Source organism: Brachybacterium sillae (assembly GCF_025028335.1).
Classification (GTDB): domain Bacteria; phylum Actinomycetota; class Actinomycetes; order Actinomycetales; family Dermabacteraceae; genus Brachybacterium; species Brachybacterium sillae.
Genome location: NZ_JAFEUW010000001.1, coordinates 1520403 through 1545329, shown reverse-complemented (window position 1 = coordinate 1545329; position 24927 = coordinate 1520403). Strand labels below are relative to the sequence as shown.

The window sequence follows — 24927 nt, the reverse complement described above, 5'->3', positions numbered from 1 at the left end:
CCCGCCGCCGCTAGGGTGCTGGTATGAAGCTTGCTCTCCTGGGCGGCGGCGGGTTCCGCGTCCCGCTCGTCGTGCGCACCCTGCTGGCCGACACCTCCGAGGCCCGCGTGCGGGAACTGCGCCTGCATGACGTCGATGCCGATCGGCTGCGCGCCATGGCCGGGATCCTCGAGGTTCTCACCTCGGAGCATCCGGACCCCCCGAGGGTCGTGCTCAGTGACTCCCTCGAGGAGGCCGTCCGCGGCGCCGACGTGGTGTTCTCCGCGATCCGCGTCGGAGGCACCGAGGGCCGGGCGGCCGACGAGCGCATCGCCCGGTCCGTCGGCATCATCGGCCAGGAGACGACCGGTTTCGGCGGCATCTCCTACGCTCTGCGGGGCCTGCCGGTGGCTCGCGACATCGCCCGCACGGTGGCGGACCTCGCCCCCGACGCCTGGCTGATCAACTTCACCAACCCCGCCGGGATCATCACCGAGGCCAGCCGTGAGCACCTCGGCGACCGCGTGATTGGCATCTGCGACTCCCCGATCGGCCTGGCCCGCCGGGCCCTGTCCGTCCTGGAGCGCCGTGGCGATCTGCCCGCCGGCACCGCCCGGGACGTCGGCACCGGCGCCAGCCCCGTGCGGCTCGACTATGCGGGCCTGAACCACCTCGGCTGGCTGCAGGGTGTCGTCGTCGACGGCCGGGACGTGCTGCCGCGGTTGCTCGCCGACCCGGAGGCGATCGAGAGCTTCGAGGAGGGCCGCCTGTTCGGCGCCGAGTGGATCCGCACCCTCGGCTGCATCCCCAACGAGTACCTGCACTACTACTACTTCGCACGGGAGGTGCGGGAGGCCGACGCCGCCAGCGATGTCACCCGCGGCGTCTACCTGGCGCGTCAGCAGTCCGAGTTCTACTCCCGAGCGGCCGGGGCCGACGGCGCCGAGGTGCAGCAGCTGTGGGAACGCACCCGCCGTGACCGCGAGGCCACCTACATGGCCTCCAGCCGTGAGGCCGCCGGCGGTATCGAGCGCGAGGAGGAGGACCTCGAATCCGGTGGGTACGACCGGGTGGCGCTCGCGATCATGCACGCCGTCGCCGGTCAGGAGCCCGCGCAGCTCATCCTCAACGTCCGCAACGGTTCCACGCTGCCCCAGCTGCCCGCGGACGCGGTCGTGGAGGTGCCCTGCCGGGTCGACGCCCACGGGCCCGAACCGCTGGAGGTCTCCGGGCTGCCCGGGCACGCTCTCGGGCTGGTGCAGACGGTGAAGGAGGTGGAGCGCACCGTCATCCGGGCCTCCACCACCGGCTCCCGGGATCTCGCCGTCGAGGCCCTCGCCCTGCACCCGCTGGTGGACGGGTTCGGGGTGGCGCGTCGCGCGCTCGATGCCGCCCTCGACACCTTCCCGCAGTTGGCCTACCTGCGGTGAACACCGCCGGGCGCACTAGCATCGGCCGCATGAAACCCTTCCTGCTGCTGGCCACGCGCCCCGAGGACGCCCCGGCCGAGACCGAGTACCGCACCTACGTGGAGCTGCTGGGTGTGCAGCCGGAGGATCTGCGATGGATCCGCGTCAACGAGGGCCCGCTGCCGGAGCTGGACCTCGACGACTACTCCGGGGTCATCCTCGCCGGGTCCCCGTACAACGCCACCGACCCGGAGGGCCGCAAGAGCGCAGACCAGCGCCGCGCCGAAGCCGACATCTCCGGCCTGCTGGATCGCATCGTCGCCGATGACGTCCCCTTCCTGGGATGCTGTTACGGCGTCGGCACCCTCGGCAAGCACCAGGGGGCGGTGGTGGACCGTCAGTACGGCGAACCGGCGAGCGCCATCACCGTCACCCTCACCGATGCCGGGCGCAACGACCCGCTGGTGCAGGCCTCCGGGCTGCCCGACCGGTTCCTCGCGCTGGTGGGCCACAAGGAGGCCATCTCCCTGCTGCCGCCGAACGCGGTGAACCTCGGCTCCAGCACCGGCGCCCCCGTGCAGTTCTTCCGCACCCGCGGCCGCCAGTACGCCACCCAGTTCCACCCGGAGCTCGATGTGGAGCGGTTCCTGGAGCGGCTCGCCCAGTACCTCGATGAGGGGTACATCGACCCCGCCGACTACGACGACCTCGCCGTCGAGGTGCGGCAGCACGCCGTCGACCAGCCCGAACGACTGCTGCGCGGTTTCCGCGAGCTGTTCGCCCGCTGAGGCCGCGGTGCCGGGATCGACGCCCCGCCGCGGGACCACGCCTCGTGGTTCAGGCCGACCCCGGTACAGCCGGGCGCAGGTGGCCCGTCGTCGCCGCGTGGCCGGTCTCGCCTGCGGAGCTCTGGCGCTGCTGGTGCTGCTGTCGTGGCTGGTGCCGCTCGGCCGGCTGCTCGGGGACGAGAACCGGGTGCGGACCGTCGATGAACGCGCACTGCAGATCCCACCGACCCCGACGGACGCCCCGGCGCTCAGCCAGCTGCCCGAGGGGCTGACCCTCGAGGATGACGAGGTCCTCGGCGTGGATGTCTCCGCGCACCAGTCGGAGCTCGACTGGGAGGCCATGCGCGCCGACGGCATCTCCTTCGCCTACATCAAGGCCACCGAGGGCTCCGGGTTCACCGATTCCCGCTATGCCGAGCACAGCCGCGATGCTCGCGCGGCCGGCCTCACCATCGGTGCCTACCACTACTTCACCCTCTGCTCCCCGGGACGTGACCAGGCGCGGGACTTCCTGCGGGCCGCCCCGCCGGATGACGCCATGCTCCCGCCCGCCCTGGACCTGGAGTTCGACGGCGCCTGCGAGGAGCGGCCCGAGACGGAGCGGGTGCAGGCGGAGATCGACGCGTTCACCCTGGCGGTGGAGGCCGCCTGGGGGCGTCGCGTGGTGGTGTACTCCAGCTCCGACTGGCGCCGCCACTACGGTCTGCCGGTCTCCGACGGGCGACCCGACTGGCTGTACGACGACGACTCCCGCCCCGTGCAGGACGACTGGGCCGTGTGGCAGCTGCGGTTCGACGGCCGGGTCGCGGGCTCACCCCGGCCGCTGGACATGGATGTGCTGCGACCCGCGGTGCTGCGCGACCACGCCCGCCTCAGCCCCGAGCAGCGGCGCGACATGGAGGACGCCCTGGCGCGCGAGGAGCGGGCGGTGGGACGGGCGGGCCGTCAGATGCCCTCGGCCTCCCGCTGACGCAGGCGCTCCTGCTCCGCACCGAGGGCCTCGGTCAGTTCCCGCAGCCGCGACTCCCACCGCAGCAGCTGGTCCTGCCGCTCCGCCGGGCCCAGCAGACGATCCTGGTGCACCCGCACGGCGGTGCCGCCGGTCTCCGACTCCAGCGCCACGTCGATCTCCGTCTCGTGGTCGAGGGTCGGCGGGGTCCAGCGCAGCCGCAGTCGGCGCCCCACGTGACACCCGACGACCCGCCCGCGCACGCTGCCGCGACGATGCAGCGGCGCACCGACCATCTGCGGGATCGTGTCGGTGCCGAGCCACAGCGGCAGCCAGTCCGCCAGCAGCTGCTGCCACAGGTCGTCGGGCGTCGCCGGGACGGTCACCTCGGTGTCGAGCGCCCACCCGGCGCGGGTGGTGAGGCCCTCGGGGGGGGGAAGGTGGTCATGCGGCCACGGTAGGGGCAGGTCTCCCGCCCCGGGTACCCCTGGCACGCAGGTGCCGCCGAAGCGTCCCTGGACGTTCGCCGGGCTGTCATCTGTCGGCCCCGCCACACCGGTCATGGTCACCGGTGGCGCGGGGGTGGCATCGGCCTCATCCTGGGCGCATGGTCGAGCACATGCTTCCCGACGCCGCCGGTGGGCGGCGCCTCGGCGGTCGTCGCGCCCTCGTCGTCGGTGGCGGTCACGGCATCGGAGCCGCGACGGCGCACCGACTGGCGACGGAGGGCGCCCGCGTGGTCGTCGCCGATCTGTCCCTCGAGGAGGCGCAGAGGGTCGCCGAGGAGCTCCCCGGGTCCGGGCACGGGGCCGTCGCCCTGGACATCACCTCCGGTGAGAGCGTGACCGCGGCGGTCGCGCAGGCCGTGGCGCATCTGGGCGGTCTCGACGCCGTGGCGCACACCTCCGGCGGCACCGTCCCGGAGTCCACCCGCGAGCGCCCCGCCGAGGGGTTCCCCGTCGACGATGAGCAGTGGACACAGCTGCTGGACCTGAACCTCGTCGGCGCCGCGCGCGTGGCCCGGGAGACCCTGCCGGCGCTGCGGGAGTCCGCCGGGGCGCTGGTGGCGGTCAGCTCCGTGAACGCCGCGATGGCCTGGGGCGGCCTGGCGTACTCCTCCGCGAAGGCGGGTCTGGAGGCGCTGGTGCGGAACCTCGCCAGCGATCACGCCGCCGCCGGGGTGCGCATCAACGCCGTCGCCCCCGGGACCGTGCGCACCCGCGTGTGGCAGGGGCGGGTCGACATCTTGCGCCCCCTGTACCCGCTGGGGCGGGTGGGGGAGCCGGAGGACATCGCCGCCGCGATCACCTACCTGCTCTCGCCAGACGCCGCGTGGGTCACCGGGCAGGTGCTCACGGTCGACGGCGGGGTGAGTCTGCGCGGTCCGGGGCCGCGGTGAACCCCCGCAGCCGCAGGCTGTTGGTCACCACAAACACGCTGGAGAACGCCATGGCGGCGCCCGCCAGCATCGGGTTCAGCAGGCCCAGGGCGGCCAGCGGGATCGCCGCCACGTTGTAACCGAAGGCCCAGAACAGGTTCCCTCGGATGGTGCCGAGGGTGCGACGGGCCAGCCGGATCGCGTCGGCGGCGACCCGCAGGTCCCCGCGCACCAGGGTGATGTCCGCCGCGGCGATCGCGGCATCGGTGCCGGTGCCCATCGCCAGGCCCAGGTCGGCCGTGGCCAGCGCCGGGGCGTCGTTCACGCCGTCGCCGACCATCGCCACGGTGGCCCCGCTGCGCTGCAGCTCCTGGATGGTGGCGACCTTCTGCTCCGGCAGCACCTCCGCAAGCACCTCGTCGATGCCCAGCTGCGCAGCCACCGACTCCGCCACCGTGCGCTGATCACCGGTCAGCAGGACGGTGCGCAGCCCCAGCTCGCGGAACTGGGCGATGGCCTCGGCACTGGTCGGTTTGATCTCGTCGGCCACCACCAGCACGCCCCGGGCGGCACCGTCCCAGCCGGCCATCACGGTGGTGCGGCCCTCGGCGGCGGCATCGGCGGCCGCGCGCTGCAGGGCCTCCGGGATGGTGAGGTCGTGGGCGGTGAGGAAGGCGGCGCGGCCGACGAGCACGCGCTCGCCGTCGACCATCCCCTCGACGCCCCGGCCCGCGTGGTTGCGGAAGGCGGTGGGGGAGGGGAGCTGCTCGGGCCCCTCGAGACCGAGCTCCTCGGCAGCACCCGTGGCGATCGCCCGGGCGATGGGGTGCTCGGAGGCGTGCTCGACGGCGCCGACCCGCTTCAGCAGCTGCGTCCGGTCGGTGCCCTCGGCGGGCAGCACCTTGACCAGCGACATGGTGCCGGTGGTGACGGTGCCGGTCTTGTCGAGCACGATCGTGTCGATCCGCCGGGTGGACTCCAGCACCTCCGGCCCGCGGATGAGGATCCCCAGCTGGGCACCGCGACCGGTGCCGACCAGCAGCGCCGTGGGCGTGGCGAGCCCCAGCGCGCACGGGCAGGCGATGATCAGCACCGCCACCATAGCGGTGAGCCCGGCGGTCAGCGGCTGACCCAGCAGCAGCCACCCGCCGAGGGTCGCCAGCGCGATTAGCAGCACCACTGGCACGAACACGGACGCGACCCGGTCGGCGAGCCGCTGGATCTGTGCCTTGCCGGACTGCGCCTCCTCCACCATGCGCGCCATCTGCGCCAGCTGCGTGTCGGCACCGATGCGGGTGGCCCGCACCACCAGGCGGCCCCCGACGTTCACGGTGGCGCCGGTGACGGCATCACCGTCACCGACCTCGGCGGGTACGGATTCCCCGGTGAGCATGGAGGTGTCCACGGCGCTGGTGCCGGAGGTGATCACCCCGTCGGTGGCGATGGTCTCCCCGGGTCGCACCACGAACTCATCGCCGACGACCAGCTGCTCGATGGGGATCCGCATCTCACGACGGCCCGTGGTGGGGCCGGCGGCCGGGCCGGCCGGACGCAGGACCGTCACCTCCTTCGCGCCGAGTTCCATCAGCGCGCGTAGCGCGGCCCCGGCCTGGCGCTTGGAGCGCTTCTCCAGGTAGCGGCCCAGCAGCACGAAGGTCACCACCCCGGCGGCGACCTCGAGGTAGATGTTCGACAGGCCGTCGGTGCGCTGGATCGCGAGGGTGAATTCGTGGTGCATCCCCGGCATCCCCGCATGCCCGAACACCAGGGCGATCACCGACCACACGTACGCGGCGAGGGTGCCGATCGACACCAGGGTGTCCATGGTGGCGGCGCCGTGCCGGGCGTTGACCAGGGCGGCGCGGTGGAACGGCCAACCCGACCACAGCACCACGGGCGTGGCGAGCACCAGCATCACCCAGCCCCAGTAGTCGAACTGCAGCGCCGGAACCATCGACACCACGATCACCGGCACCGTCAGCACCGCTGCCAGGATCAGGCGACGCCGCAGCGCGGTGAGTTCCCGGTCGGCGCGGGTGGGGCCGGTGGGGGCCGACGCGTGCTGCGCGGCAGGGGCACCGGTGTCGCTCGCGTTGGCGTCGGTCGCAGTGATGGCGTGCGTTGCGGGGGCGTCGGCTGTGGTCGTCGTGCTGCCGGTCGCCCCGCGCGGGCGCAGCGGCTCGGCGGTGTATCCGGTGCGCTCGATGACGGCGACGACGTCGGCCGGGTCGGTGCCCTCGGGTGCCCGGACGTGGGCCTTCTCGGTGGCGTAGTTGACCGACGCCTCGTACCCCTCGACCCGGTTGAGCTTCTTCTCGATACGCATCGCGCAGGAGGCGCAGGTCATCCCGCCCACCTCGAAGTCGAGGTCCACGAGTGCCGGCGGGGGAGAGGTCGTGGTGGGGTCGGACATGCCTCCAGGGTATACCCCTGCGGGGTATGGCGGGAGGGGGAGGGCGGTCAGCTGGGGGCGAAGCGGGACCGCGTACGCTCCACCGGAGCAGTCCCTGCAGGAGCCAGCGGTATCGAGGTGAAGGAGAGGGGCGCCGATGGACTCGCAGGAGGCACGCATGCGACTCGAGGCGGCGATGTCGGCCACCGCGGCGGTGCGACGAACAGGCATCACCCGATCCGTCAGCGAGACCGAGATGGTCACCGATTGCCTGGACCTCGGTGAGAGGGTCGAGGCCCTGGTGTACTGCCGGTTGCAGAGGGACACCTACCCGCTGCTGGTCGCCACGAATCGCCGCGTGTTGCACACGCGACGCCGGACGTTCGGCCGCTGGAAGATCCTTGCCCAGATCCCCGGGGCGGAGGTCGCCGGAGCGGAGATCCGCACGGTGAAGCGCAGCCGCCGGCTCGTGGTGCGCAGTACCCGCGGGCCGCACCTGGAGATCACCCCCGAACCCGGGCAGGATCTGGACCAATTCGTCCACACACTCGAGCGCCTGCTCGGTCGGGCATGACGTCGAATTCTGCGCCCTGACCTGGGGATGACCGGGATTCCGGACGGCCCGTTCGTGGTGGTGGATGACGGCGCCCAGGTGCGCCCTGTTCACTGGTGCGCACCATTCGCCTACCTGTTCGCCCGCCCATCGAGGAGTCATCATGGCCCTGCCCGGCGCCCGCCCCGTCCGCGCTCCCCGCGGCACCGACCTCACCGCCAAGCACTGGCAGGCCGAGGCCCCGCTGCGGATGCTCATGAACAACCTCGACCCGGAGGTCGCCGAGCGCCCCGATGACCTCGTCGTCTACGGCGGCACCGGCCGCGCCGCCCGCTCCTGGGAGGCCTTCGACGCGATCGTCGCGACCCTGAAGGACCTGGAGAAGGACGAAACGCTGCTGGTGCAGTCCGGCAAGCCGGTCGGCGTGATCCGCACCAACGAGTGGGCGCCGCGCGTTCTCATCGCGAACTCGAACCTCGTCGGTGACTGGGCCACCTGGCCGGAGTTCCGCCGCCTCGAGGCCGAGGGCCTGACCATGTACGGGCAGATGACCGCCGGCTCCTGGATCTACATCGCCACCCAGGGCATCCTGCAGGGCACCTTCGAGACTTTCGCGGCCGTGGCGAAGAAGCGCTTCGGCGGCACCCTCGCCGGCACCATCACCCTCACCGGCGGCTGCGGCGGCATGGGTGGCGCCCAGCCCCTGGCCGTCACCCTCAATGACGGTGTCTGCCTGATCGCCGACGTCGACCGCACCCGCCTCGAGCGGCGCGTCGCCAAGCGCTACCTGCATGAGATCGCCGACGACCTCGACGACGCCATCGCCCGCGCCAACCGCGCCCGCGACGAGAAGCGCGGCCTGTCCATCGGCATCGTCGGCAACGCCGCGGACGTCTTCCCCGCGCTGCTGGAGCGCCATCGCGCCGGTGACATCCGCATCGATGTGGTGACCGACCAGACCTCCGCCCACGACCCGCTGTCGTACCTGCCGGTCGAGGTCGACGTCGACGAGTGGCAGCGCGAGGCCGACGCCGACGCCGAGGGCTTCACCAAGAAGTCCCGCGAGTCCATGGCCCGCCAGGTCCAAGCGATGGTCGAGTTCCAGGACGAGGGTGCCGAGGTGTTCGACTACGGCAACTCCATCCGCGACGAGGCCCGCACCGCCGGGTACGAGCGCGCCTTCGACTTCCCCGGTTTCGTCCCCGCGTACATCCGCCCGCTGTTCTGCGAGGGTCTCGGCCCGTTCCGCTGGGTGGCGCTGTCCGGTGACCCCGGGGACATCAAGGTCACCGACGAGGCCCTCAAGGAGCTGTTCCCCGAGAACGAGCACCTGCACCGCTGGCTCGACGCCGCCGGGGAGTTCGTCGAGTTCGAGGGCCTGCCCGCGCGCATCTGCTGGCTCGGGTACGGCGAGCGCCACCAGGCCGGCCTGCTGTTCAACCGCCTCGTCGCCGAGGGGAAGGTCAAGGCGCCGATCGTCATCGGCCGCGACCACCTGGACTCCGGGTCCGTCGCCTCCCCGTACCGTGAGACCGAGGCCATGCTCGACGGTTCCGACGCGATCGCCGACTGGCCGCTGCTCAACGCCCTCACCGCCACGTCCTCCGGCGCCACCTGGGTGTCGATCCACCACGGCGGCGGTGTCGGCATCGGCCGGTCCATCCACGCCGGTCAGGTGGGTGTGGCCGACGGCACCGAGCTGGCGGCCGCGAAGCTCACCGCCCTGCTGACGAACGACCCGGCCATGGGCGTGTTCCGGCATGTCGACGCCGGGTACGGCCGCGCGGTGGATGTCGCCGCCGAGCGCGGGGTGCGCGTGCCGATGCAGGCGCAGCTGCGCGACCGCGGTGACGACGCCGACGACGCCGGCGAGGAGGCCAAGCAGGCCGCCGCCGACGCCGCCCAGGCCGAGGCGCTGCGTCGGGCGAGCTCCCGGAAGGCCCCGAAGGCCGGAGCCTGAGCCAGGCCGGCGGAGCCGGACGCAGCGGAGCCGGACGCAGCGGAGCCGGCATCAGCCTTTACGACACGGCGGGGGCGTCGTGCGACTACTCGGAGACGGTGACCGTCAGCTCCGCGGGAGCGACCGGCGCCTCCTTCGTGCCCTTGCTCTGATCGCAACCCTCCGCGATCGCCGTGCGCGTGCAGTACAGGACGCGAACAGTGGTCGTGCCCGGGGCGTGGCCCTCGATGGCGACGGCGAAGGGGATCTCACCCCCGGGGGCGTCCGAACCGGCGCTCGTCGTCGCGACCCGGTCGCCGCGGACGACCTCCGCTGTGGCGACGGCATCATCGGAGATCGACACGTCACCCCAGTCATCACCGATGCCCTGGCTCCCCGTGCCCAGGGAGACCTGGACCGTCTCTCCGGGGGCGACGTCGACCGACGTGGTCCCTTCGGTCAGCAGCTCGACGGGGACGGCAGCGGACCTGCCGTCCTGGGCGGTCGACACGGTCGGTGAGGGACTCGGCGCGGGTCCACCGATCAGGCCGCAGCCGCTCAGGGCGATCACAGCCGCCGCGACGGCGCCTCCCGCGGCGAGTGGACGACGATGGAGGGGAGATCCCTGGCGCAGGCAGCTCCTTCGGTGTCGACGCTCTCGCGCTGTCGGCGTGGGCCGACCGGCGGCCACGAATGCGCTTCCTCAAACGGCCGCTCGTACACGTGGGCGATGCTGCCCGCCACGAACGGCTGGGACTCACCCGTCGGCGTGTACCCCAGGTGGTGCCAGAACGGGAGGGCGATGGTCTCGTTGCGGTCCACGATGGTCACGCGCAGCGTGGTGATGCCCTCCCAGGTGCGCGCCCGGTCGATTACGGCCTCGTGCAGTCGTGCGCCGAGGCCCTGTCGACGATGCCGTTCCGACACGAGCACCAGTCCGATGTGGGCGACCTCGGGGCGCGGCCAGCCGCGGATCACGTCAACCAGCCCCACGAGCTCCGGTGCGGGCGGGCCGTCGGGAGAATCCGCGACGTCTGCGACGAGGCCCAGGACGACCTTGTGCTCGGGGCCGTGACCCCACGGCCGGGCGGTGAGGATCTCGGCGGCGTCCTCCTGCGGCCACACCTCCCGCTGCATCACCGTGCGGGTGTAGGTCGGGGGGTGGCGTGGGCATGGTCTCTCCACGGTAGTCCGGCGGGGCGGTGGGCCGCGGAGACGTTCCCGCGGGAACGTCTCCGCGGCACCGTCGGGGGTGTGCACCCGCGCCGCCCCCGCACCACCGTCCGTGATCCCGAAATGTCCGCTCCGCCCGGCATCACAGCCGCCTCCGGGCTGCTACGATCCCCGCAACCGACGGAAGGACAGTCGATGGAGACTCCCCGCCCCGCCGCGGCGAACGTTGCCGGCGCCGCCCCCGATCCCGCAGTCCACGAGCCCGCCGCTGCGCGCATCGCCGACCACGAGATGCGGTCCGGCAGCCATCGCGCCGGCCGCCCCGTCACGGCCCGCTGGCGCTTCGCCGTCTACAGCCTCATCGGCATCGCCATGTTCTTCGTGACGGTGCGGATCGGGGAGAAGTCGACGATCCTCGTGGATCACGTGCTGACCTTCGTGCGCTGGATCCTCGGGCCCGTCGCCCCCTGGGTGGTGCTGGCCCTGGTGGTGCTGGGCACCGTCCGCCCGTTCGTCACCGGTCGGTGGCGCACCAGCCCGCTGCGCATGGTGTTCGCCTTCGCGAACATCGTCGGACTGGTGGTGGCGGCGCTCGCCGTCGTCGGGATCTACCCTGGGCCCCTCGCCGACGAGGCCATCGGGCCGTTCCTGTGGGAGAGGCTCGCGATCCCGGTGGGTCTGATCGTCCCCATCGGCGCGGTGTTCCTCGCGCTGCTGATCAGCTACGGCCTGATGGAGTTCATCGGCGTGTTCGTGCAGCCGATCATGCGTCCGCTGTGGCGGGTGCCGGGACGCGCGGCAGTGGACGCGGTCGCCTCCTTCGTCGGTTCGTACTCGCTGGCGCTGCTGATCACCGACCGGGTCTACCGCGAGGGCCGCTACACCTCGCGGGAGGCGGCGATCATCGCCACCGGCTTCTCCACCGTCTCGGCGACGTTCATGATCATCGTCGCCGCCACTCTGGGACTGATGGAGCACTGGAACCTGTACTTCTTCCTCACGCTGCTGATCACGTTCATCGTCACGGCCATCACTGTGCACATCCCGCCGCTGCGTTCCATCCCGGATGAGACCTTCGAGGGTGTGCCGCACAACCCGGAGCCGGTCGTCACCGGGAACCGTCTGCGGGCCGCCTGGGGCGAGGCGATGGATGCGCTGGCCGATGCTCCGAGCCTCGCCCGCGGCACCTGGGACACCTTCAAGGACGGCGTGCTGATGGCCGCCGCGATCGTCCCGTCGATCCTGTCGATCGGCCTGGCGGGTCTGCTGCTGGCCGAGTACACCCCGGTGTTCGACATCCTCGGCTGGCTGTTCTACCCGTTCGCGTGGGTCACCGGCCTGCCCGACCCGGCACTCGCGGGCAAGGCCTCCGCGGTGGGCATCGCGGAGATGTTCCTGCCGGCGCTGATGGTCAGCGAGCACAGCTCGATGGTGCTGCGCTTCACCATCGGCGTGGTGTGCGTGTCGCAGATCGTGTTCTTCTCGTCGTTGGTGCCGTCGATCCTCGCCACCTCGATCCCGGTCTCGGTGGGACGCCTGGTGGTGCTGTGGTTCGAGCGGGTGGCGCTGACCATCCTGATCACCGCCCCGATCGCGCACCTGTTGTTCTGAGGCGCGGGTTCTGAGGCGAGCCTTCTTGAGGGTCTAAGATCGGAATGAGCGTGCCGAGCTGGTCAATTTGCTCGAAAAACGTACCCAACCGAGTGCTCCGTGCTAGCATAGCTGCATGATCCTGCTGAGCTTCACCGTGCGCAACCACAAGAGCATCCGCGACGAGGTCGCGATCGATCTCACTCGCTCTGCGCTGAAGACCCTCCAGCCAAAGGATGGCAACTGGAGCGCGGTGAGCTATCCGCTCGCTGGGATCTTTGGAGGCAACGCAACCGGTAAGTCCGCGGTATTGGACGCTCTCCGCTATGCCTTCACTGCGATCCTGCACTCTGCCACGGTGTGGCAGGAGTCGAAGTCCATGCGGCGGGCACCGTTCAAGCTCGACGGGAACTCCCGGACTTCAACGAGTCTCTACGAACTTGACCTCGTCCACGATGGACGCCGCTACGTCTACGGCTTCGAGGTCGACCAAGACGGAATCAGACGAGAATGGCTGCGCGATGTCCCCAGTTCACGCTGGCGCACACTGCTGGAGCGAGATCGAGAAGAAGGTCTGCTTACGTTCCACCCGAGCCTTCGCACCAAGATCGAGGTAACACCCCGAGAACTCGTTCTCAGCCGCGCGCTCCTACTGAAGGAGTCATCGCTATACGCCTTCGCGGATGACCTGGTCGAGAGCTTCGACATCGTCTTGGTCAAGGACTCGCACCGCGCCGTTCGCTTGTCCAAACTCGCAGACTCCCTGGCAGACGGCGATGTGACGTTCCCCGATCTTGAAGCACTGCTTCAAGTCGCGGATATCGGCGTTTTGAACGTCAGTATTGAAGAAACCAACATCCCAGAACGGATCCGCCTGGCGTTCCGTCGACTTGAACGTGACCTGCGCGAGGAAGAGGACGAAGACGCCTCCGTTAAGAAGGGGGAGCCAGACGGAGAGGATGACCCAGAGGAACTTGAAGCTGATGAGCTCGAACAGGTCGCACGTCGTCTTCTCTTTACCCATCGTGGAACCGCTGACGACTGCCCACCTTTCTCTATCCACGAGGAGAGCGATGGAACCATCGCTTGGCTCGCGATCGCAGTGCCAGCACTTGAAGCACTGCGCGGTGGCGGGCTGCTCTTGGTCGATGAGATCGATGCAAGTCTTCACCCGCATCTGCTCGAAGTGCTCCTCGGCGCGTTCTCAGACCCGCTCGTCAACAGGCATCACGCACAGCTCATCTTCACCAGCCACGAGTCCTACGTCCTCTCACCACTGAGCGAGGTCCGTCTCGAGCCTGAACAGATCTGGCTGACCGACAAAACGAACGAGGGCGTGACCGAGCTGACCTGCCTGGCCGACTTCCCCAAGCACCCGGATGCCAACGTAGCGAAGCGATACCTCACTGGACGGTACGGCGGTACCCCGCGGCTTTCACCGAGCCTGTTTGCCGCGCTTGTCGACGCGGGGGAGGCGTAGGAATAGTGGCGGGCGGACAGCGTCGACGTCGCGGCAGGCCTCATCGGCAGCCTGCGCGGCGCATCCTTGTCGTCACCGAAGGCACCCGCACCGAACCTCAGTACGTTGAGGGCCTGAACCGCTACCTGCGAAGCAAGGGTGCGACGGCTATCGTCAAGCCTGTTTCGGTGGGTAAGGATCCGTTGAGAGTCGTCCAGAAGTGCATCGAGAAGCGTAACGAAGCGAAAGAGAACGACAGAAAGTACGACGACTGCGTGTGCCTGGTCGACGTTGATGAACACCAGACGTTGCCCGCGGCCATTAAACTTGCGGAACGAGAGAAGATACGGCTTCTGATCTCGAACCTCAAGTTCGAGGCATGGCTGCGATGGCACGCCGAAGACAAGCGCTCAGCATTGACCTCGGCGCAGCTCGACGAGCTTATGGACAAGCTGGGTCTCGTCAAGGGCAAGATTCTCTCGCAGTCGTTCCCGTTCCACCGGGTGCACGACGCATCTGGCATCGCCCAGGCCATCGATCCTGAAATGCGCCCGGGTCGCAAAGGACCGAACCCGTCGTCGGCGATGCCATTCCTCGTAGAACTTATGCAAGGGGCCGGGACTGCCGAAGGTTTGGGTGACTCCAAGACCGCATGATTCCTGAGAGGGCGTCGTGCTGAAAGGATGGCAACCATGCCGAAGATCACCTACACCGACGAGTTCAAGCGCGACGCGGTCGCGTTGGTCGAGTCGGGTATCCCGCAGAAGCAGGTCGTCAAGGACCTCGGAGTGGCGAAAACCACGCTGCAGGCGTGGATCCGTGACGCGAGGTTCAAGTCCCATGGGAAGACCCCGACCACCGATCCAGAGGCGCGCAAGGACATGTCGCAGGCGCTGCGCAGGATCCGGGAGTTGGAGATGGAAAACGAGGTGCTGCGGCGCGCGGCGGCGTATCTGTCGCAGGCTCACATCACGCCCCCAAAATGATCTATCCGCGCGTGAAGGAGATGGCCGGGGTCGGTGCCCGGGTGGGGGTGCCGGTGGCGGTCGCGTGCCGGATACTGGGCCCTGTCAGCGTGAAGAGCGGATCATCGGGATGCCCACCATTCTCGATGTCGTCATAACCGCCTTTGCCTCGAGATTTCACGGGGGTGTGGTCTCGACCGGCGGAATGAATGGCGAAAGGTGCTCCTGGCCTGGGATGATACGGGGTGTTGAGACGCGTACCCATCCGCTGGAAGGAGCACCTTTCAGGTGTCCCACCCTACCTTGTTCTTCTACCCCCGTCCGCGCGTGGACATCGCTGAGGTCCCGGCCCTCTCGCATGCGGGCGCGGTGCTGCTGACCGACACGATCCACGCCACCGGCCTCGCCTCTTCGCTGCGGGAAGCACTGGCTCCGTGGACGAAACCGCTGGCCGAGCACCACGCGGCGAAGGTCCTGCTGGACCTCGCACTCACTCTCGCAATCGGCGGGGAGCATGCTTCGGATACTGATCTGCTGCGTTGCGAGCCGGGCCTGTTCGGTGATGTCGCCTCGACCCCGACGATCTCCCGCACGCTCACCACCCTCGCCCAGGACGCGCCCACCGTGATCGAGGCGATCTCGAAAGCCCGCCGGGCCGCGCGTGAAAGAGCCTGGACCCTCGCCGGAGACCATTCCCCGACTGTGGGGGTCAGTGCGAAGAACCCGCTGGTCGTCGACCTCGACGCCACCCTGATCAACGTCCACAGCGAGAAGGAGCAGGCCGCACCGACGTTCAAACGCGGCTTCGGATACCACCCGTTGTGCGCGTTCCTGGACCACGGCAGCGAAGGGACCGGGGAACCACTGGCGATCCAGCTGCGCCCCGGCAACGCCGGCTCGAACACCGCCGCTGATCACATCACCGTCACCCGGCAGGCTCTCGCGCAGCTGCCTGCGGGCCTGCTGGCCCGGGGCGGGCGGGGGTCGAAGAAGATCCTGATCCGCACCGACGGAGCCGGCGGCACCAAGGACTTCCTGGCCTGGCTCCAGCGGCAGCGTCTGGCCTACTCAGTCGGGTTCACCCTCCCCGCAAACACCCCTGACCTGCTGAAACGTATCGATGAGGCGGAGGCGTGGACTCCCGCCTATGACACCGAGGACGAGGGGATCCGCGAGGGGGCGTGGGTGGCGGAGCTGACCGGGCTGCTGGACCTGTCCGGGTGGCCTGCCGGGATGCGGGTGATCGTGCGGAAGGAACGTCCTCATCCTGGGGCGCAGCTGCGGATCACCGATCACGAGGGGATGCGCATCACCGCGTTCGCGACCAACTCCCCGCGCGGCCAGCTCCCGGTCTTGGAGCTGCGGCACCGTCGCCGGGCGCGCTGCGAGGACCGGATCCGTAACGCCAAGGACATGGGCCTTGAGAAGTTGCCGTTGCAGGGTTTCGCGCAGAATCAGCTTTGGTGCCAGATCGTCCAGCTCGCTAGCGAGCTCGTCGCCTGGATGCAGACCATCGCGCTGACCGGCCATGATGCGCGGAAGTGGGAGCCCAAACGGCTCCGCGCGCGGTTGTTCGAGATCCCCGCGACCCTCGTGCGCCGCGCCCGGCACAACCTCCTCCACCTCGCCGAACATGCACCCGAAGCCGTGAGGGTCCTGACTGGCGTCAACCGGCTCCGCACCACCGTCGCACAGACCTAACCCGGCGAGACCACCCGCCCCACCGACCAGCATCAACCTCTCGGGAGTGGAACCCGACCGCCCGCAACGGACACTGCGACGATCTGTCATACCCGAATGCCACAATCAGCAGCTCAACACCGGCAACGACGCCGACCCACCCCGCTCACCAGCCCGATGAAACATCGAGGTTTGTATTGTGCATACGCGGCTTCGAATGGCGTGACAGAGCAGTTCATGGTGAACGGCGACGGCTGTCCATGGGGAGAAGTCCCCATCGTGCGAAGTGGCATCACCGCGGTGCCGCCCACCACACTGGAACCCGGCCCATGGCCGCGCCGATCCTACACGCACCGGCTGAGAGGGTGATCTCGAATGATCCCGAGACGGTCACTGCTGCCTCTTGCCGCTGTCGTGGGGGGAGGGCTGGTCGGCCTCCCGGGCTGCACGAGACGACCGGAAGGACCTCGCATGCAGGAGAGTGGACAGTCCACGCCGATGACAGTGTTCGACGGGGATGCCGCTGCTGCGCAGGAGGAGTTGCGCGCCCTCCTCGCCGATGCGGAGGCGGCCCTCAGCGAGGCGTTCACGGGCCTCGACTGGGCTGACACGGCGGCCCCGGAGTCGTCGGCCGTCCTCGGAGGCTGCACGGTTCGCGTGCCGGGACGACGCGCCTCCACCTATCTGGGGCGAGAGGCGTCCGACTGGAGCCGCATCGAGGAGGCACTGACCTCTGCCGCCCGGAAGCACGGCATGGCGGAGACGTCCGCGCTGACGGGTGGGACCGGTGGATGGCTCACCAGCACGGCCCAGGGGCGGGGCCTTCGCCTGGAGTTCCGCAGCAAGGGCCACTGTGAGCTCGCCGTCTCCGCGGTGGTCGCCGGAGACTGCGCCGACTGATCGGCCACCAGTCGGTTTCGGGAGCCACTCCGCCCCCCCGTACGCTCGTGCCATGACGACGACGCTGCTGACCGGCATCAGTGAACTGTGGACTTTCGACCCCGTCCGCGACGCCGAGCGCGGCACCCCGAACGCCGCCGCAGCCACCGATGAGCAGGTGCTGCGGGACGCCGCCGTGGTGATCGACGGTGAGCGCATCGCCTGGACAGGCCCCGCCGCCGACGCCCCCGACGCCGACGAGCGCGTCGACCTGGGCGGTCGCGCGGTGCTGCCGGGCTGGGTGGATTCGCATACCCACCTCGTCTTCGCCGGGGACCGCTCGGCGGAGTTCGAGGCCCGCATGGCCGGGGAGGCGTATGCGGCCGGGGGGATCCGGGTGACCATGGAGGCGACCCGCGCAGCGGGCGTCGCGCAGTTGGCCGAGCTGGTGCGGGGTCGGATCGCGGAGGCGGTGCGCGGCGGCACCACCTGTCTGGAGACGAAGACCGGATACGGCCTGACCGTCGCCGCCGAGGCGGAGGCCGCACAGATCGCCGCCATCCTGCACGCGGCGGGGGAGCTCGATGAGGTCACTTTCCTCGGCGCCCACCTGGTGCCGCCGGAGTACGACGGCACCGTCACCGTCCACGGCCGGGCGGCCGACGCCGACGCCTACGTCGACCTGGTCACCGGGGACATGCTGCAGGCGGTGCAGGCGCAGGGCGGGGACGCGCTGCGCTGGATCGACGTGTTCTGCGAGGAGGGCGCGTTCACCACTGAGCAGTCCCGCCGGGTGCTGCAGGCGGGCCGGGAGGCCGGGCTCGGGCTGCGGGTGCACGGCAACCAGATCGGCGAGTCCCAGGCGGGGGTGCAGCTCGCGGTGGAGCTCGGGGCGGCCAGTGTCGACCACCTGAACTTCCTCTCCGACGCCGATATCGACGCGCTCGCCTCCACCGCCGGGCACCCGGTGCGCGGGGAGGGGGAAGGGCGTCTCGCGGTCGACGCCGGGCCGACGGTCGCGACGATCCTGCCGGCCTGCGATCTCTCCACGCGGGCGCCGCTGGCCCCGGCCCGTCGCCTCGCCGATGCGGGGGCGCAGCTGGCGATCGCCTCGAACTGCAACCCCGGTACCAGCTACACCAGCGCCATGAGCTTCTGCGTCGGCACCGCGGTGCTGCAGCAGCACCTGTCCCTGGCGGAGGCGCTGCGCGCTGCGACCCGCGGCGGGGCCCTCGCGCTGCGGCGCTCCGACGTCGGCCACCTCGGTGTCGGCGCCCGAGCCGACCTGCATGTGCTGGATGCGCCCGCTGCGATCCACCTCGCGTACCGGCCGGGCATGCCCCTGACCCACCAGGTGTGGCGCCGCGGCACCCGCGTCGTCTGACGCCCCCTGCCTGCCGGCCTGCTCCCGGGCACCCGATCCGACATCCCGGACGGGTCCTGGTCAGCGGCTCGCCCGGCGGCCCGGAGCCCCTTGGTTCCGGGCCGCCGCGCCCCGCACACTGGCCCGCATGACGCAGCAGACCTCGCAGCAGACGATCACCCTCGGTTCCTCCGGTCTCACCCCGGCCGACGTCCTCGCCGTCGCCCGCCACGACGCCCGCGTGGAGCTCGACGCCGCCGCCCGCGAGCATGTCGCCTCGGTGCGTTCCCACATCGAGGCCCTGGCCGCCCCGGACCACGCCCCGGTGTACGGCGTCTCCACCGGCTTCGGTGCCCTCGCCGACACCTCCATCCCGGTGGACATGCGACGCGACCTGCAGCGCGCCCTCATCCGCTCCCACGCCTCCGGCGCCGGCCCCGAGGTCGAGCGCGAGGTGGTGCGCGCCCTGATGCTGCTGCGCGCGAAGACCCTCGCCTCCGGCCGCACCGGTGTGCGCCCCGTCGTGATCGAGACGATGCTGGCGCTGCTGAACGCGGGCATCACCCCGATCGTCCACGAGTACGGCTCCCTCGGATGCTCCGGCGACCTCGCCCCGCTCGCGCACTGCGCGATTGTGCTGCTGGGCGAGGGGCGGGCCCGCGACGCCCAGGGGCAGGAGCGCCCCGTGTCGGAGCTCCTCGCCGAGGCCGGCATCGAACCGATCACCCTGGAGGAGAAGGAGGGCCTGGCCCTCATCAACGGCACCGACGGCATGCTCGGCATGCTGCTCATGGCCCTGGCGGACCTCGAGGCGCTGGTGCGGGTGGCCGATGTGACCTGCGCCCTGTCCGTGCAGGGCCTGCGCGGCCGCGACGGTGTGTTCCGCCCCGAACTGCACCAGCCGCTGCGCCCCCATCCGGGTCAGGCCGACTCCGCCGCGAACATCCTGGCGGTGCTGGAGGGATCGCCGATCATCGCCGACGTCGCCGCGGAGGGCTCCCGCGTGCAGGACGCCTACTCGCTGCGCTGCGCCCCGCAGGTCGCCGGCGGGGTGCGTGACACCATCGCCCACGCCCGCACCGTCGCCGAGCGGGAGCTCGCCGCGGCGATCGACAACCCGGTGGTGCTGGAGGACGGCACCGTCACCTCGAACGGCAACTTCCACGGCGCGCCCGTCGCCTACGTGCTGGACTTCCTCGCCGTCGTCGCGGCGGACCTGGCCTCCATCGCCGAGCGGCGCACCGACCGCATGCTCGACAAGGCCCGCAGCCACGGCCTGCCGCCGTTCCTGGCCGACGACCCGGGCGTCGACTCCGGGTTCATGATCGCCCAGTACACCCAGGCCGCCCTGGTCAGCGACATGAAGCGGTTGGCGGTGCCGGCGAGCGTCGACTCCATCCCCTCCAGCGCCATGCAGGAGGACCACGTCTCGATGGGCTGGCACGCCGCCCGGAAACTGCGCACCGCCATCGCCAACCTGCGGCGGGTGCTCGCCATCGAGCTGCTCACCGCTGCCCGCGCGATCGACCTGCGCTCCCCGCTGGAGCCGTCGCAGGCCTCCGCCGCCGCCATCGCGGTGCTGCGCCGCACCGTCGAGGGCCCCGGCCCGGACCGTTTCCTCGCCCCCGACATCGCCGAGGCCGAGGCGCGCCTGCTCGACGGCAGCGTCCTCACCGCGGTCGAGGAGGTCACCGGCCGCCTGCGCTGACCGGATCCGATCCACCGACCGGGCTGCCGGCGGCGCGGAAGGACCCCCACCGCGCCGCCGGCATGCTCGCGGCGATCACCGCTCCCGCCCCCAGGTGCGGCGCTCCCGCGGCGAGCCACAGCGCCGGCCCCGGGTGCCGGCCCTGGCCCCGGGAATATTCCCCACCGCCGAGGCGTCACACCCAGCGATGGTTGAAAGTTCATCGACGTTTCCGCGGGAACGTCTCCGGGCGTTCCCCCTGGGGGCGTCCCCCCTCGGAGAGTGTCGAGGGAAACGGTGACGCGGTGACGGTGACACGGCGACAGGAGGAGCAGTCATGGCGAAGCGACTGATGCAGCAGCAGGCCGGGGACATCCACGACATCGAGCTGGTGGAGGTCGAGGAGGAGCATGCGGGGGAGGGTGAGGTCCGCGTGGCCTTCCGGGCCGGCGCGGTCAACCCGCTCGACTGGAAGCTGGCCACCGGGGTCGCCCCCGCCGAGGCCTTCCACAAGTCCTTCCCGATGCCCTTCGGCACGGATTTCGCGGGGGTGATCGATGAGGTCGGCGAGGGCGTGGACGGGTTCGCCGTGGGTGATCGGGTCTTCGGCTCACGCCTGGCGGCGGGGTTCGGCGACACCATCACCGGCACCCCGAAGAAGCTGGCGCTGCACCACATCCCCGAGGGGGTGTCCGACGAGGTCGCCGGGTCTCTGGTGACGACCGGGAGGACCGCCGTCGCGATCATCGATGACCTGGGGGACATCTCCGGTCGGACCATCCTCATCGGCGGGGGCAACGGCGGTGTCGGAAGCCTCGCCGTGCAGTACGCGGTGAGCAAGGGTGCCCGGGTGCTGGCCACCGGGTCGGCCCGCAGCGCCGAGGCGATCCGCACTCTGGGGGCCGAGCCGATCGAGTACGGCGAGGGCATGGTCGACCGGATCCGCGAGGCCGCCCCAGAGGGCCTGGTGGCCGCCGCCGACACTCACGGCGACGAGGCGATCTCGGCCGCCCTGGAGCTGGGTGTCCCGGCCGAGCGGATCACCGCGATCGCCGCGAGCGACGTGCCCGACGGCGTGGTGAGCACCGGCGCCGCCAGCGCCCGGGCCGACGCCCTGGACGATGTGCTGCGGGCGGTGGAGGCCGGCACCGTGACCGTCGCGATCGACAGCACCACTCCGATCGACCGTGCCGTCGAGGCCATCAAGCGCTCCCGGGGTGGACATGCCTCAGGCCGCGTGATCATCACGGCCTGACCCCTCGGAGGGGGGGCGGGGTAACGTCGTGCCTATCGCGGCGGTCATGCTCCGAGTCTTGCGAAGATACCCCGGGGGGTATATGCTGGGGTTGTTCACCCCCCGCCCGGGAGACCGGAGCAACCGCCCCGCTGGGGCCCCGAAGGAGACATCCATGCTTCTCGAGCGCATCTTCGATGAGGACCTCGCCCAGGCCGGTTACGTCATCGGCTGCCAGGCCAAGAGCGAGATGATGGTCATCGACGCCCGGCGCGACATCCAGGAGTACCTGGACCTCGCCGCCAAGCACGGCATGACCATCACTCATGTCACCGAGACCCACATCCATGCCGACTACCTCTCCGGAACCCGCGAGCTGGCGGCCGCGACCGGTGCGACGATCCACGTCTCCGTTGAGGGCGGTCAGGACTGGCAGTACGGTTTCGAGGCCGAGCGCCTTCACGACGGCGACGAGATCCGCCTGGGCAACATCACCGTCCGCGCGGTCCACACCCCGGGTCACACCCCCGAGCACCTGATGTTCCTGGTCACGGACGGTGCCTTCGCCGATGAACCGGGGTATGCCATCACCGGCGACTTCGTGTTCTCCGGCGACCTCGGCCGCCCCGACCTGCTGGACGAGGCCGCCGGGGGTGTCAACACCCGGTTCGTCGGCGCCGAGCAGCTGTTCGAGAGCCTGAAGCGCTCCTTCCTCACGCTGCCCGACCATGTGCAGGTCCTGCCCGGCCACGGTGCCGGCTCGGCCTGCGGCAAGGCCCTCGGCTCCCTGCCCGGCACCACCGTCGGCTATGAGCGCCGGTACGCCTGGTGGGCCAAGCACCTGGAGAACGACGACAAGCAGGGCTTCATCGACGAGCTCCTCGACGGTCAGCCCGACGCCCACGCCTACTTCGCGCGGATGAAGCGCCAGAACAAGCTCGGCCCCGAGGTGATGGGGGAGGCCGGCCCGTCGGCCCAGCGCGCCGGCGAGAAACCCGCGAGCGAGCTGCACGAGTTCACGGCACCGGAGCTCACCGAGCAGGTCGAGAAGGGCGAGGTGACCGTCGTCGACACCCGCATGCCGGCGGAGGTCCACACCGGGACTGTCCCGGGCGCGCTGAACATCCCCGTGGCCACCGGCAAGATCGCCAACTACGGCGCCTGGGTGGTCGACCCCGAGCGCGAGTACGCCCCCCTGGTGGTGCTCGCCGACGATGAGGCCGCCGCCCGTGACATCTGGAGCCACCTCGTGCGTGTCGGCATCGACAAGGTCACCGGGTTCATCCCGAACTTCGAGGGGATGGCCCTGAAGAATCCTGAGACCGTGCCGGTCGACGGGCTCGACGACTACGACCGTGCGGTGCTGCTGGACGTGCGCCAGGTGAGTGAGCACAAGGCCGGGGCCATCCCGGGGGCGCGCCAGCTCTCCGGTGGCAAGGTGCTGTGGAACCTCGAGGAGCTTCCGCGCGACGGCCGTATCGTCCTGCACTGCCAGAGCGGCATGCGCGCCTCGGTGGTCGCCAGTGCCCTGCGGCATGAGGGCTTCGACGTCACCGAACTCGAGGGCAGCTACAACGCCTGGGTCGGTGCCGGGCGCGAGACCGTGACCCCCTCGGCCGACCTCGGCAAGGGTGATTCGATGACCGACTCCCCGCTGTCCGACCCCGCGACCGAGAACTGAGGGGGCGACGTGGAGCTCGATCTCGACCCCGAGGAGCTGCGTGCGGTGCGCAACCGTCTCAGCCGCGCCAACGGACAGCTCACCGCCATCATCCGCATGCTGGATGAAGGGTCGGAATGTCAGGACGTCGTCACCCAGTTGGCGGCCGTGTCGAAGGCGCTGGATCGGGCGGGTTTCGCCCTGATCTCCACCCAGTTGCAGCACTGCATCGCGGCCGGCACCGAGCCGGATCGGAAGCAGTTGGAGAAGCTCTTCCTCTCGCTGGCCTGACATGATCGACGCCCTCCGGGTGCGCGGCTCACGCCGCCGCCAGGAGGGCGTCGACGCATGCCCGGAGGGAGAACCCTCCGCCCCCGGTGCGGGGGAAGATCCGCTCGGGGTCGGGCTCGGGGTCGGGGTCGGGGTCACCGGGGCGTCGCGTGTCACAGTCACCGGCGTCCCCGGACTCCCGGACCGGGCGGGGGGTGGGCCAGTCGTCGTCGACCCGTCGGCCGTCGGGGTGCCTCACCACCAGCACGCGTCGCATCGACGGGGTGCCCGGCCGTGTCACCTCCCAGCTCAGCCGCAGACCCCCCTCATGCACGGTGACGTGGTGACGACGGCACAGCAGCACCAGGTTCTCGATATCGGTGGGGCCGCCCTCCGACCAGGGGACCACGTGGTGGCTGTCGAGGTGGCGCGTCTGGTGGCAGCCGGGGAACTGGCAGGTCGTATCGCGGATCGCGAGAGCCCGACGCTGCGCTCGGCTCACCAGCCGCTTCGCCCGCCCCAGGTGGAGGATCTCCCCCTCGTGACCCGCGATCGCCAGCGCGATCCGGTCCGTGCAGCTCCAGCGTGCAGCGGTCTCCGCCTCCACGGACCCCGCACCGCGCACCCAGGCCCGGTCGGCTCCGGTCCCCGATGTCCCCTCGCCGGGGTGCTCCAAGGCGGCCAGGTCCACCTGCATGACCACCAGATGCCGGTCTTCGCCACTGCGATCCACCGAGGCGCGCGCGAGATGGGACCTGGCCAGCTCCACCACCGCGTCGGCCCGGCGGTGCGCCAACGGTGGAGCGTCTGCGGTGAGCTTGTCATCGCCCGGTGGCGGGTCGTCCTCGGCGACGGGCCGCGCGTCGGCTTCCTCGGTGAGCCGTTCGAGGGCGGTGACGACCTCAGCCCCCGTCTCGGCCGGCAGCGTCGCGCTCAGGTGCACCATGCCCTGCTCGTCGGTCCACCAGCGTGCCTCCCGCAACGAGGACTGCTCCACGTGTGTGCCCTGAGCGGCCCGCAGGGCGCTCACGGTGCGTTCCAGCTGTGACGCGGTGAGGTCCTGCGCGAGCTCCACCATGGTCTCCTCGTCGACCCGACCGACGGCCCGCGTGAGGGCACGGACCTTCGAGAACGAGAGCCTGCCGCCGCGGAAGGCCTCCACGGTGAGCGGCATCTGCGCGAGCGCCCGCGCCACCCGCACGTGCTCACGTGCCGTGCCCGGTGCCATGGAGCAGGCCCATGACAGCCAGTGCGCCAGGCTCTTGAGCCCGACGTACCAGCGCAGCCCGTCGCGGCGGTCGAACTCGGCCAGCAGCAGCAGGAATTCGCAGGTGAGCTCGGCGATCCGGGCGGCGTGGTCCTGGATCCGCAGGCCCAGCGCCTCCGCGTCGGACTGGGTGAGCAGATCCGCGTGGTCATCGCCGTCCGGGCCCTCGGCGTCCGGGTCGTCGGCGGGTGTCGTCCACGCCCAGGTGTCCGCAGGCATGCTCATATTTCTCCCCCTTCTGTCGAACAGGTGTACGAACAGTGCACCAGGGGGCCCCGACAGACGAAGCACCCCTCGGCCGATGTGGACGAGG

The 24927-nt window shown here is 70.6% G+C and carries 21 protein-coding genes and 1 pseudogene; 17 read left to right on the top strand and 5 right to left on the bottom strand.

Going from position 1 to position 24927, the window contains the following annotated elements; all coding sequences use genetic code 11:
* Positions 1 to 23: 23 nt before the first annotated feature.
* The 3 genes from JSY14_RS07075 to JSY14_RS07065 all read left to right on the top strand — a co-directional run bounded on the left by JSY14_RS07075 (position 24) and on the right by JSY14_RS07065 (position 3146).
* The gene (locus tag JSY14_RS07075) at positions 24 to 1409 is read left to right on the top strand and encodes a 6-phospho-beta-glucosidase (protein WP_259558065.1); all 1386 of its coding nucleotides are present in this window, start codon (positions 24 to 26) and stop codon (positions 1407 to 1409) included.
* Between the two features lie 29 nt (positions 1410 to 1438).
* Entirely contained in the window at positions 1439 to 2176 is a 738-nt protein-coding gene (locus tag JSY14_RS07070; RefSeq protein ID WP_259558064.1) for a glutamine amidotransferase, read from the top strand.
* Between the two features lie 79 nt (positions 2177 to 2255).
* On the top strand, positions 2256 to 3146 hold the full coding sequence (locus JSY14_RS07065) for a GH25 family lysozyme (protein ID WP_259558063.1): 891 nt from the start codon (positions 2256 to 2258) through the stop codon (positions 3144 to 3146).
* Here JSY14_RS07065 and JSY14_RS07060 read toward each other — a convergent pair.
* On the bottom strand, positions 3122 to 3511 hold the full coding sequence (locus tag JSY14_RS07060; protein ID WP_259558062.1) for an SRPBCC family protein: 390 nt from the start codon (positions 3509 to 3511) through the stop codon (positions 3122 to 3124). The genes JSY14_RS07065 and JSY14_RS07060 overlap by 25 nt on opposite strands.
* Before the next feature lie 221 nt (positions 3512 to 3732).
* Here JSY14_RS07060 and JSY14_RS07055 point away from each other — a divergent pair, with 221 nt between their 5' ends.
* Entirely contained in the window at positions 3733 to 4524 is a 792-nt protein-coding gene (locus tag JSY14_RS07055) for an SDR family NAD(P)-dependent oxidoreductase (RefSeq protein WP_259558061.1), read from the top strand.
* Here JSY14_RS07055 and JSY14_RS07050 read toward each other — a convergent pair.
* Complete coding sequence (locus JSY14_RS07050; RefSeq protein ID WP_259558060.1) at positions 4478 to 6916, bottom strand: heavy metal translocating P-type ATPase; 2439 nt, start codon at positions 6914 to 6916, stop codon at positions 4478 to 4480. The two genes, JSY14_RS07055 and JSY14_RS07050, sit on opposite strands and share 47 nt — an antisense overlap.
* A gap of 136 nt (positions 6917 to 7052) precedes the next feature.
* Here JSY14_RS07050 and JSY14_RS07045 point away from each other — a divergent pair, with 136 nt between their 5' ends.
* Both JSY14_RS07045 and hutU read left to right on the top strand, forming a co-directional pair.
* Positions 7053 to 7469 (top strand): hypothetical protein, encoded by a 417-nt coding sequence (locus JSY14_RS07045; RefSeq protein ID WP_259558059.1) that lies wholly within the window; start codon positions 7053 to 7055, stop codon positions 7467 to 7469.
* 142 nt (positions 7470 to 7611) lie between these two features.
* Positions 7612 to 9408 carry a urocanate hydratase gene (gene hutU / locus JSY14_RS07040; RefSeq protein ID WP_259558058.1) on the top strand — a complete coding sequence of 599 codons (1797 nt, stop codon included), beginning with the start codon at positions 7612 to 7614 and terminating at the stop codon, positions 9406 to 9408.
* An 85-nt stretch (positions 9409 to 9493) separates the two neighbouring features.
* Here the strand turns inward: hutU and JSY14_RS07035 are convergent, their stop codons facing one another.
* Both JSY14_RS07035 and JSY14_RS07030 read right to left on the bottom strand, forming a co-directional pair.
* Positions 9494 to 9898: a hypothetical protein gene (locus tag JSY14_RS07035; protein ID WP_259558057.1), complete on the bottom strand. Its 405-nt coding sequence runs from the start codon at positions 9896 to 9898 to the stop codon at positions 9494 to 9496.
* A 56-nt stretch (positions 9899 to 9954) separates the two neighbouring features.
* Entirely contained in the window at positions 9955 to 10524 is a 570-nt protein-coding gene (locus JSY14_RS07030; RefSeq protein WP_259559606.1) for a GNAT family N-acetyltransferase, read from the bottom strand.
* 327 nt (positions 10525 to 10851) lie between these two features.
* Between JSY14_RS07030 and JSY14_RS07025 the strand changes: the two genes are divergently transcribed.
* The 11 genes and pseudogenes from JSY14_RS07025 to JSY14_RS06975 all read left to right on the top strand — a co-directional run bounded on the left by JSY14_RS07025 (position 10852) and on the right by JSY14_RS06975 (position 23368).
* On the top strand, positions 10852 to 12171 hold the full coding sequence (locus tag JSY14_RS07025) for a YjiH family protein (protein WP_259559604.1): 1320 nt from the start codon (positions 10852 to 10854) through the stop codon (positions 12169 to 12171).
* Positions 12172 to 12286: 115 nt separating this feature from the next.
* Positions 12287 to 13630: an AAA family ATPase gene (locus JSY14_RS07020; RefSeq protein ID WP_259558056.1), complete on the top strand. Its 1344-nt coding sequence runs from the start codon at positions 12287 to 12289 to the stop codon at positions 13628 to 13630.
* Positions 13631 to 13635: 5 nt separating this feature from the next.
* Positions 13636 to 14265 (top strand): RloB family protein, encoded by a 630-nt coding sequence (locus JSY14_RS07015; protein WP_259558055.1) that lies wholly within the window; start codon positions 13636 to 13638, stop codon positions 14263 to 14265.
* Positions 14266 to 14301: 36 nt separating this feature from the next.
* Positions 14302 to 14675: pseudogene (locus JSY14_RS07010) on the top strand (transposase); the annotation flags it as partial.
* A gap of 187 nt (positions 14676 to 14862) precedes the next feature.
* Entirely contained in the window at positions 14863 to 16275 is a 1413-nt protein-coding gene (locus tag JSY14_RS07005) for an IS1380 family transposase (RefSeq protein WP_432803617.1), read from the top strand.
* Positions 16276 to 16725: 450 nt separating this feature from the next.
* The gene (locus tag JSY14_RS07000) at positions 16726 to 17154 is read left to right on the top strand and encodes a hypothetical protein (protein WP_259558054.1); all 429 of its coding nucleotides are present in this window, start codon (positions 16726 to 16728) and stop codon (positions 17152 to 17154) included.
* Positions 17155 to 17206: 52 nt separating this feature from the next.
* Positions 17207 to 18517: an imidazolonepropionase gene (gene hutI / locus JSY14_RS06995; protein WP_259558052.1), complete on the top strand. Its 1311-nt coding sequence runs from the start codon at positions 17207 to 17209 to the stop codon at positions 18515 to 18517.
* Between the two features lie 127 nt (positions 18518 to 18644).
* Entirely contained in the window at positions 18645 to 20204 is a 1560-nt protein-coding gene (hutH, locus tag JSY14_RS06990; protein ID WP_259558051.1) for a histidine ammonia-lyase, read from the top strand.
* A gap of 316 nt (positions 20205 to 20520) precedes the next feature.
* Entirely contained in the window at positions 20521 to 21438 is a 918-nt protein-coding gene (locus JSY14_RS06985) for an NADP-dependent oxidoreductase (RefSeq protein WP_259558050.1), read from the top strand.
* A 154-nt stretch (positions 21439 to 21592) separates the two neighbouring features.
* Positions 21593 to 23098 (top strand): MBL fold metallo-hydrolase, encoded by a 1506-nt coding sequence (locus tag JSY14_RS06980; protein WP_259558049.1) that lies wholly within the window; start codon positions 21593 to 21595, stop codon positions 23096 to 23098.
* A gap of 9 nt (positions 23099 to 23107) precedes the next feature.
* Positions 23108 to 23368 carry a metal-sensitive transcriptional regulator gene (locus JSY14_RS06975; RefSeq protein ID WP_259558048.1) on the top strand — a complete coding sequence of 87 codons (261 nt, stop codon included), beginning with the start codon at positions 23108 to 23110 and terminating at the stop codon, positions 23366 to 23368.
* Positions 23369 to 23396: 28 nt separating this feature from the next.
* Here JSY14_RS06975 and JSY14_RS06970 read toward each other — a convergent pair whose 3' ends face one another.
* Positions 23397 to 24833, bottom strand: a complete 1437-nt coding sequence (locus JSY14_RS06970) for an HNH endonuclease signature motif containing protein (RefSeq protein ID WP_259558047.1) — start codon at positions 24831 to 24833, stop codon at positions 23397 to 23399.
* Positions 24834 to 24927 lie beyond the last annotated feature (94 nt).

Excerpts from the sequence above, each read along its gene's own strand:
- JSY14_RS07075 (WP_259558065.1), top strand. The coding sequence starts at position 24 with ATGAAGCTTGCTCTCCTGGGCGGCGGCGGGTTCCGCGTCCCGCTCGTC.
- JSY14_RS07070 (WP_259558064.1), top strand. The coding sequence starts at position 1,439 with ATGAAACCCTTCCTGCTGCTGGCCACGCGCCCCGAGGACGCCCCGGCC.
- JSY14_RS07055 (WP_259558061.1), top strand. The coding sequence starts at position 3,733 with ATGGTCGAGCACATGCTTCCCGACGCCGCCGGTGGGCGGCGCCTCGGC.
- JSY14_RS07050 (WP_259558060.1), bottom strand. The coding sequence starts at position 6,916 with ATGTCCGACCCCACCACGACCTCTCCCCCGCCGGCACTCGTGGACCTC.
- JSY14_RS07045 (WP_259558059.1), top strand. The coding sequence starts at position 7,053 with ATGGACTCGCAGGAGGCACGCATGCGACTCGAGGCGGCGATGTCGGCC.
- hutU (WP_259558058.1), top strand. The coding sequence starts at position 7,612 with ATGGCCCTGCCCGGCGCCCGCCCCGTCCGCGCTCCCCGCGGCACCGAC.
- JSY14_RS07030 (WP_259559606.1), bottom strand. The coding sequence starts at position 10,524 with ATGCAGCGGGAGGTGTGGCCGCAGGAGGACGCCGCCGAGATCCTCACC.
- JSY14_RS07025 (WP_259559604.1), top strand. The coding sequence starts at position 10,852 with ATGCGGTCCGGCAGCCATCGCGCCGGCCGCCCCGTCACGGCCCGCTGG.
- JSY14_RS07020 (WP_259558056.1), top strand. The coding sequence starts at position 12,287 with ATGATCCTGCTGAGCTTCACCGTGCGCAACCACAAGAGCATCCGCGAC.
- JSY14_RS07000 (WP_259558054.1), top strand. The coding sequence starts at position 16,726 with ATGCAGGAGAGTGGACAGTCCACGCCGATGACAGTGTTCGACGGGGAT.
- hutI (WP_259558052.1), top strand. The coding sequence starts at position 17,207 with ATGACGACGACGCTGCTGACCGGCATCAGTGAACTGTGGACTTTCGAC.
- hutH (WP_259558051.1), top strand. The coding sequence starts at position 18,645 with ATGACGCAGCAGACCTCGCAGCAGACGATCACCCTCGGTTCCTCCGGT.
- JSY14_RS06985 (WP_259558050.1), top strand. The coding sequence starts at position 20,521 with ATGGCGAAGCGACTGATGCAGCAGCAGGCCGGGGACATCCACGACATC.
- JSY14_RS06980 (WP_259558049.1), top strand. The coding sequence starts at position 21,593 with ATGCTTCTCGAGCGCATCTTCGATGAGGACCTCGCCCAGGCCGGTTAC.
- JSY14_RS06970 (WP_259558047.1), bottom strand. The coding sequence starts at position 24,833 with ATGCCTGCGGACACCTGGGCGTGGACGACACCCGCCGACGACCCGGAC.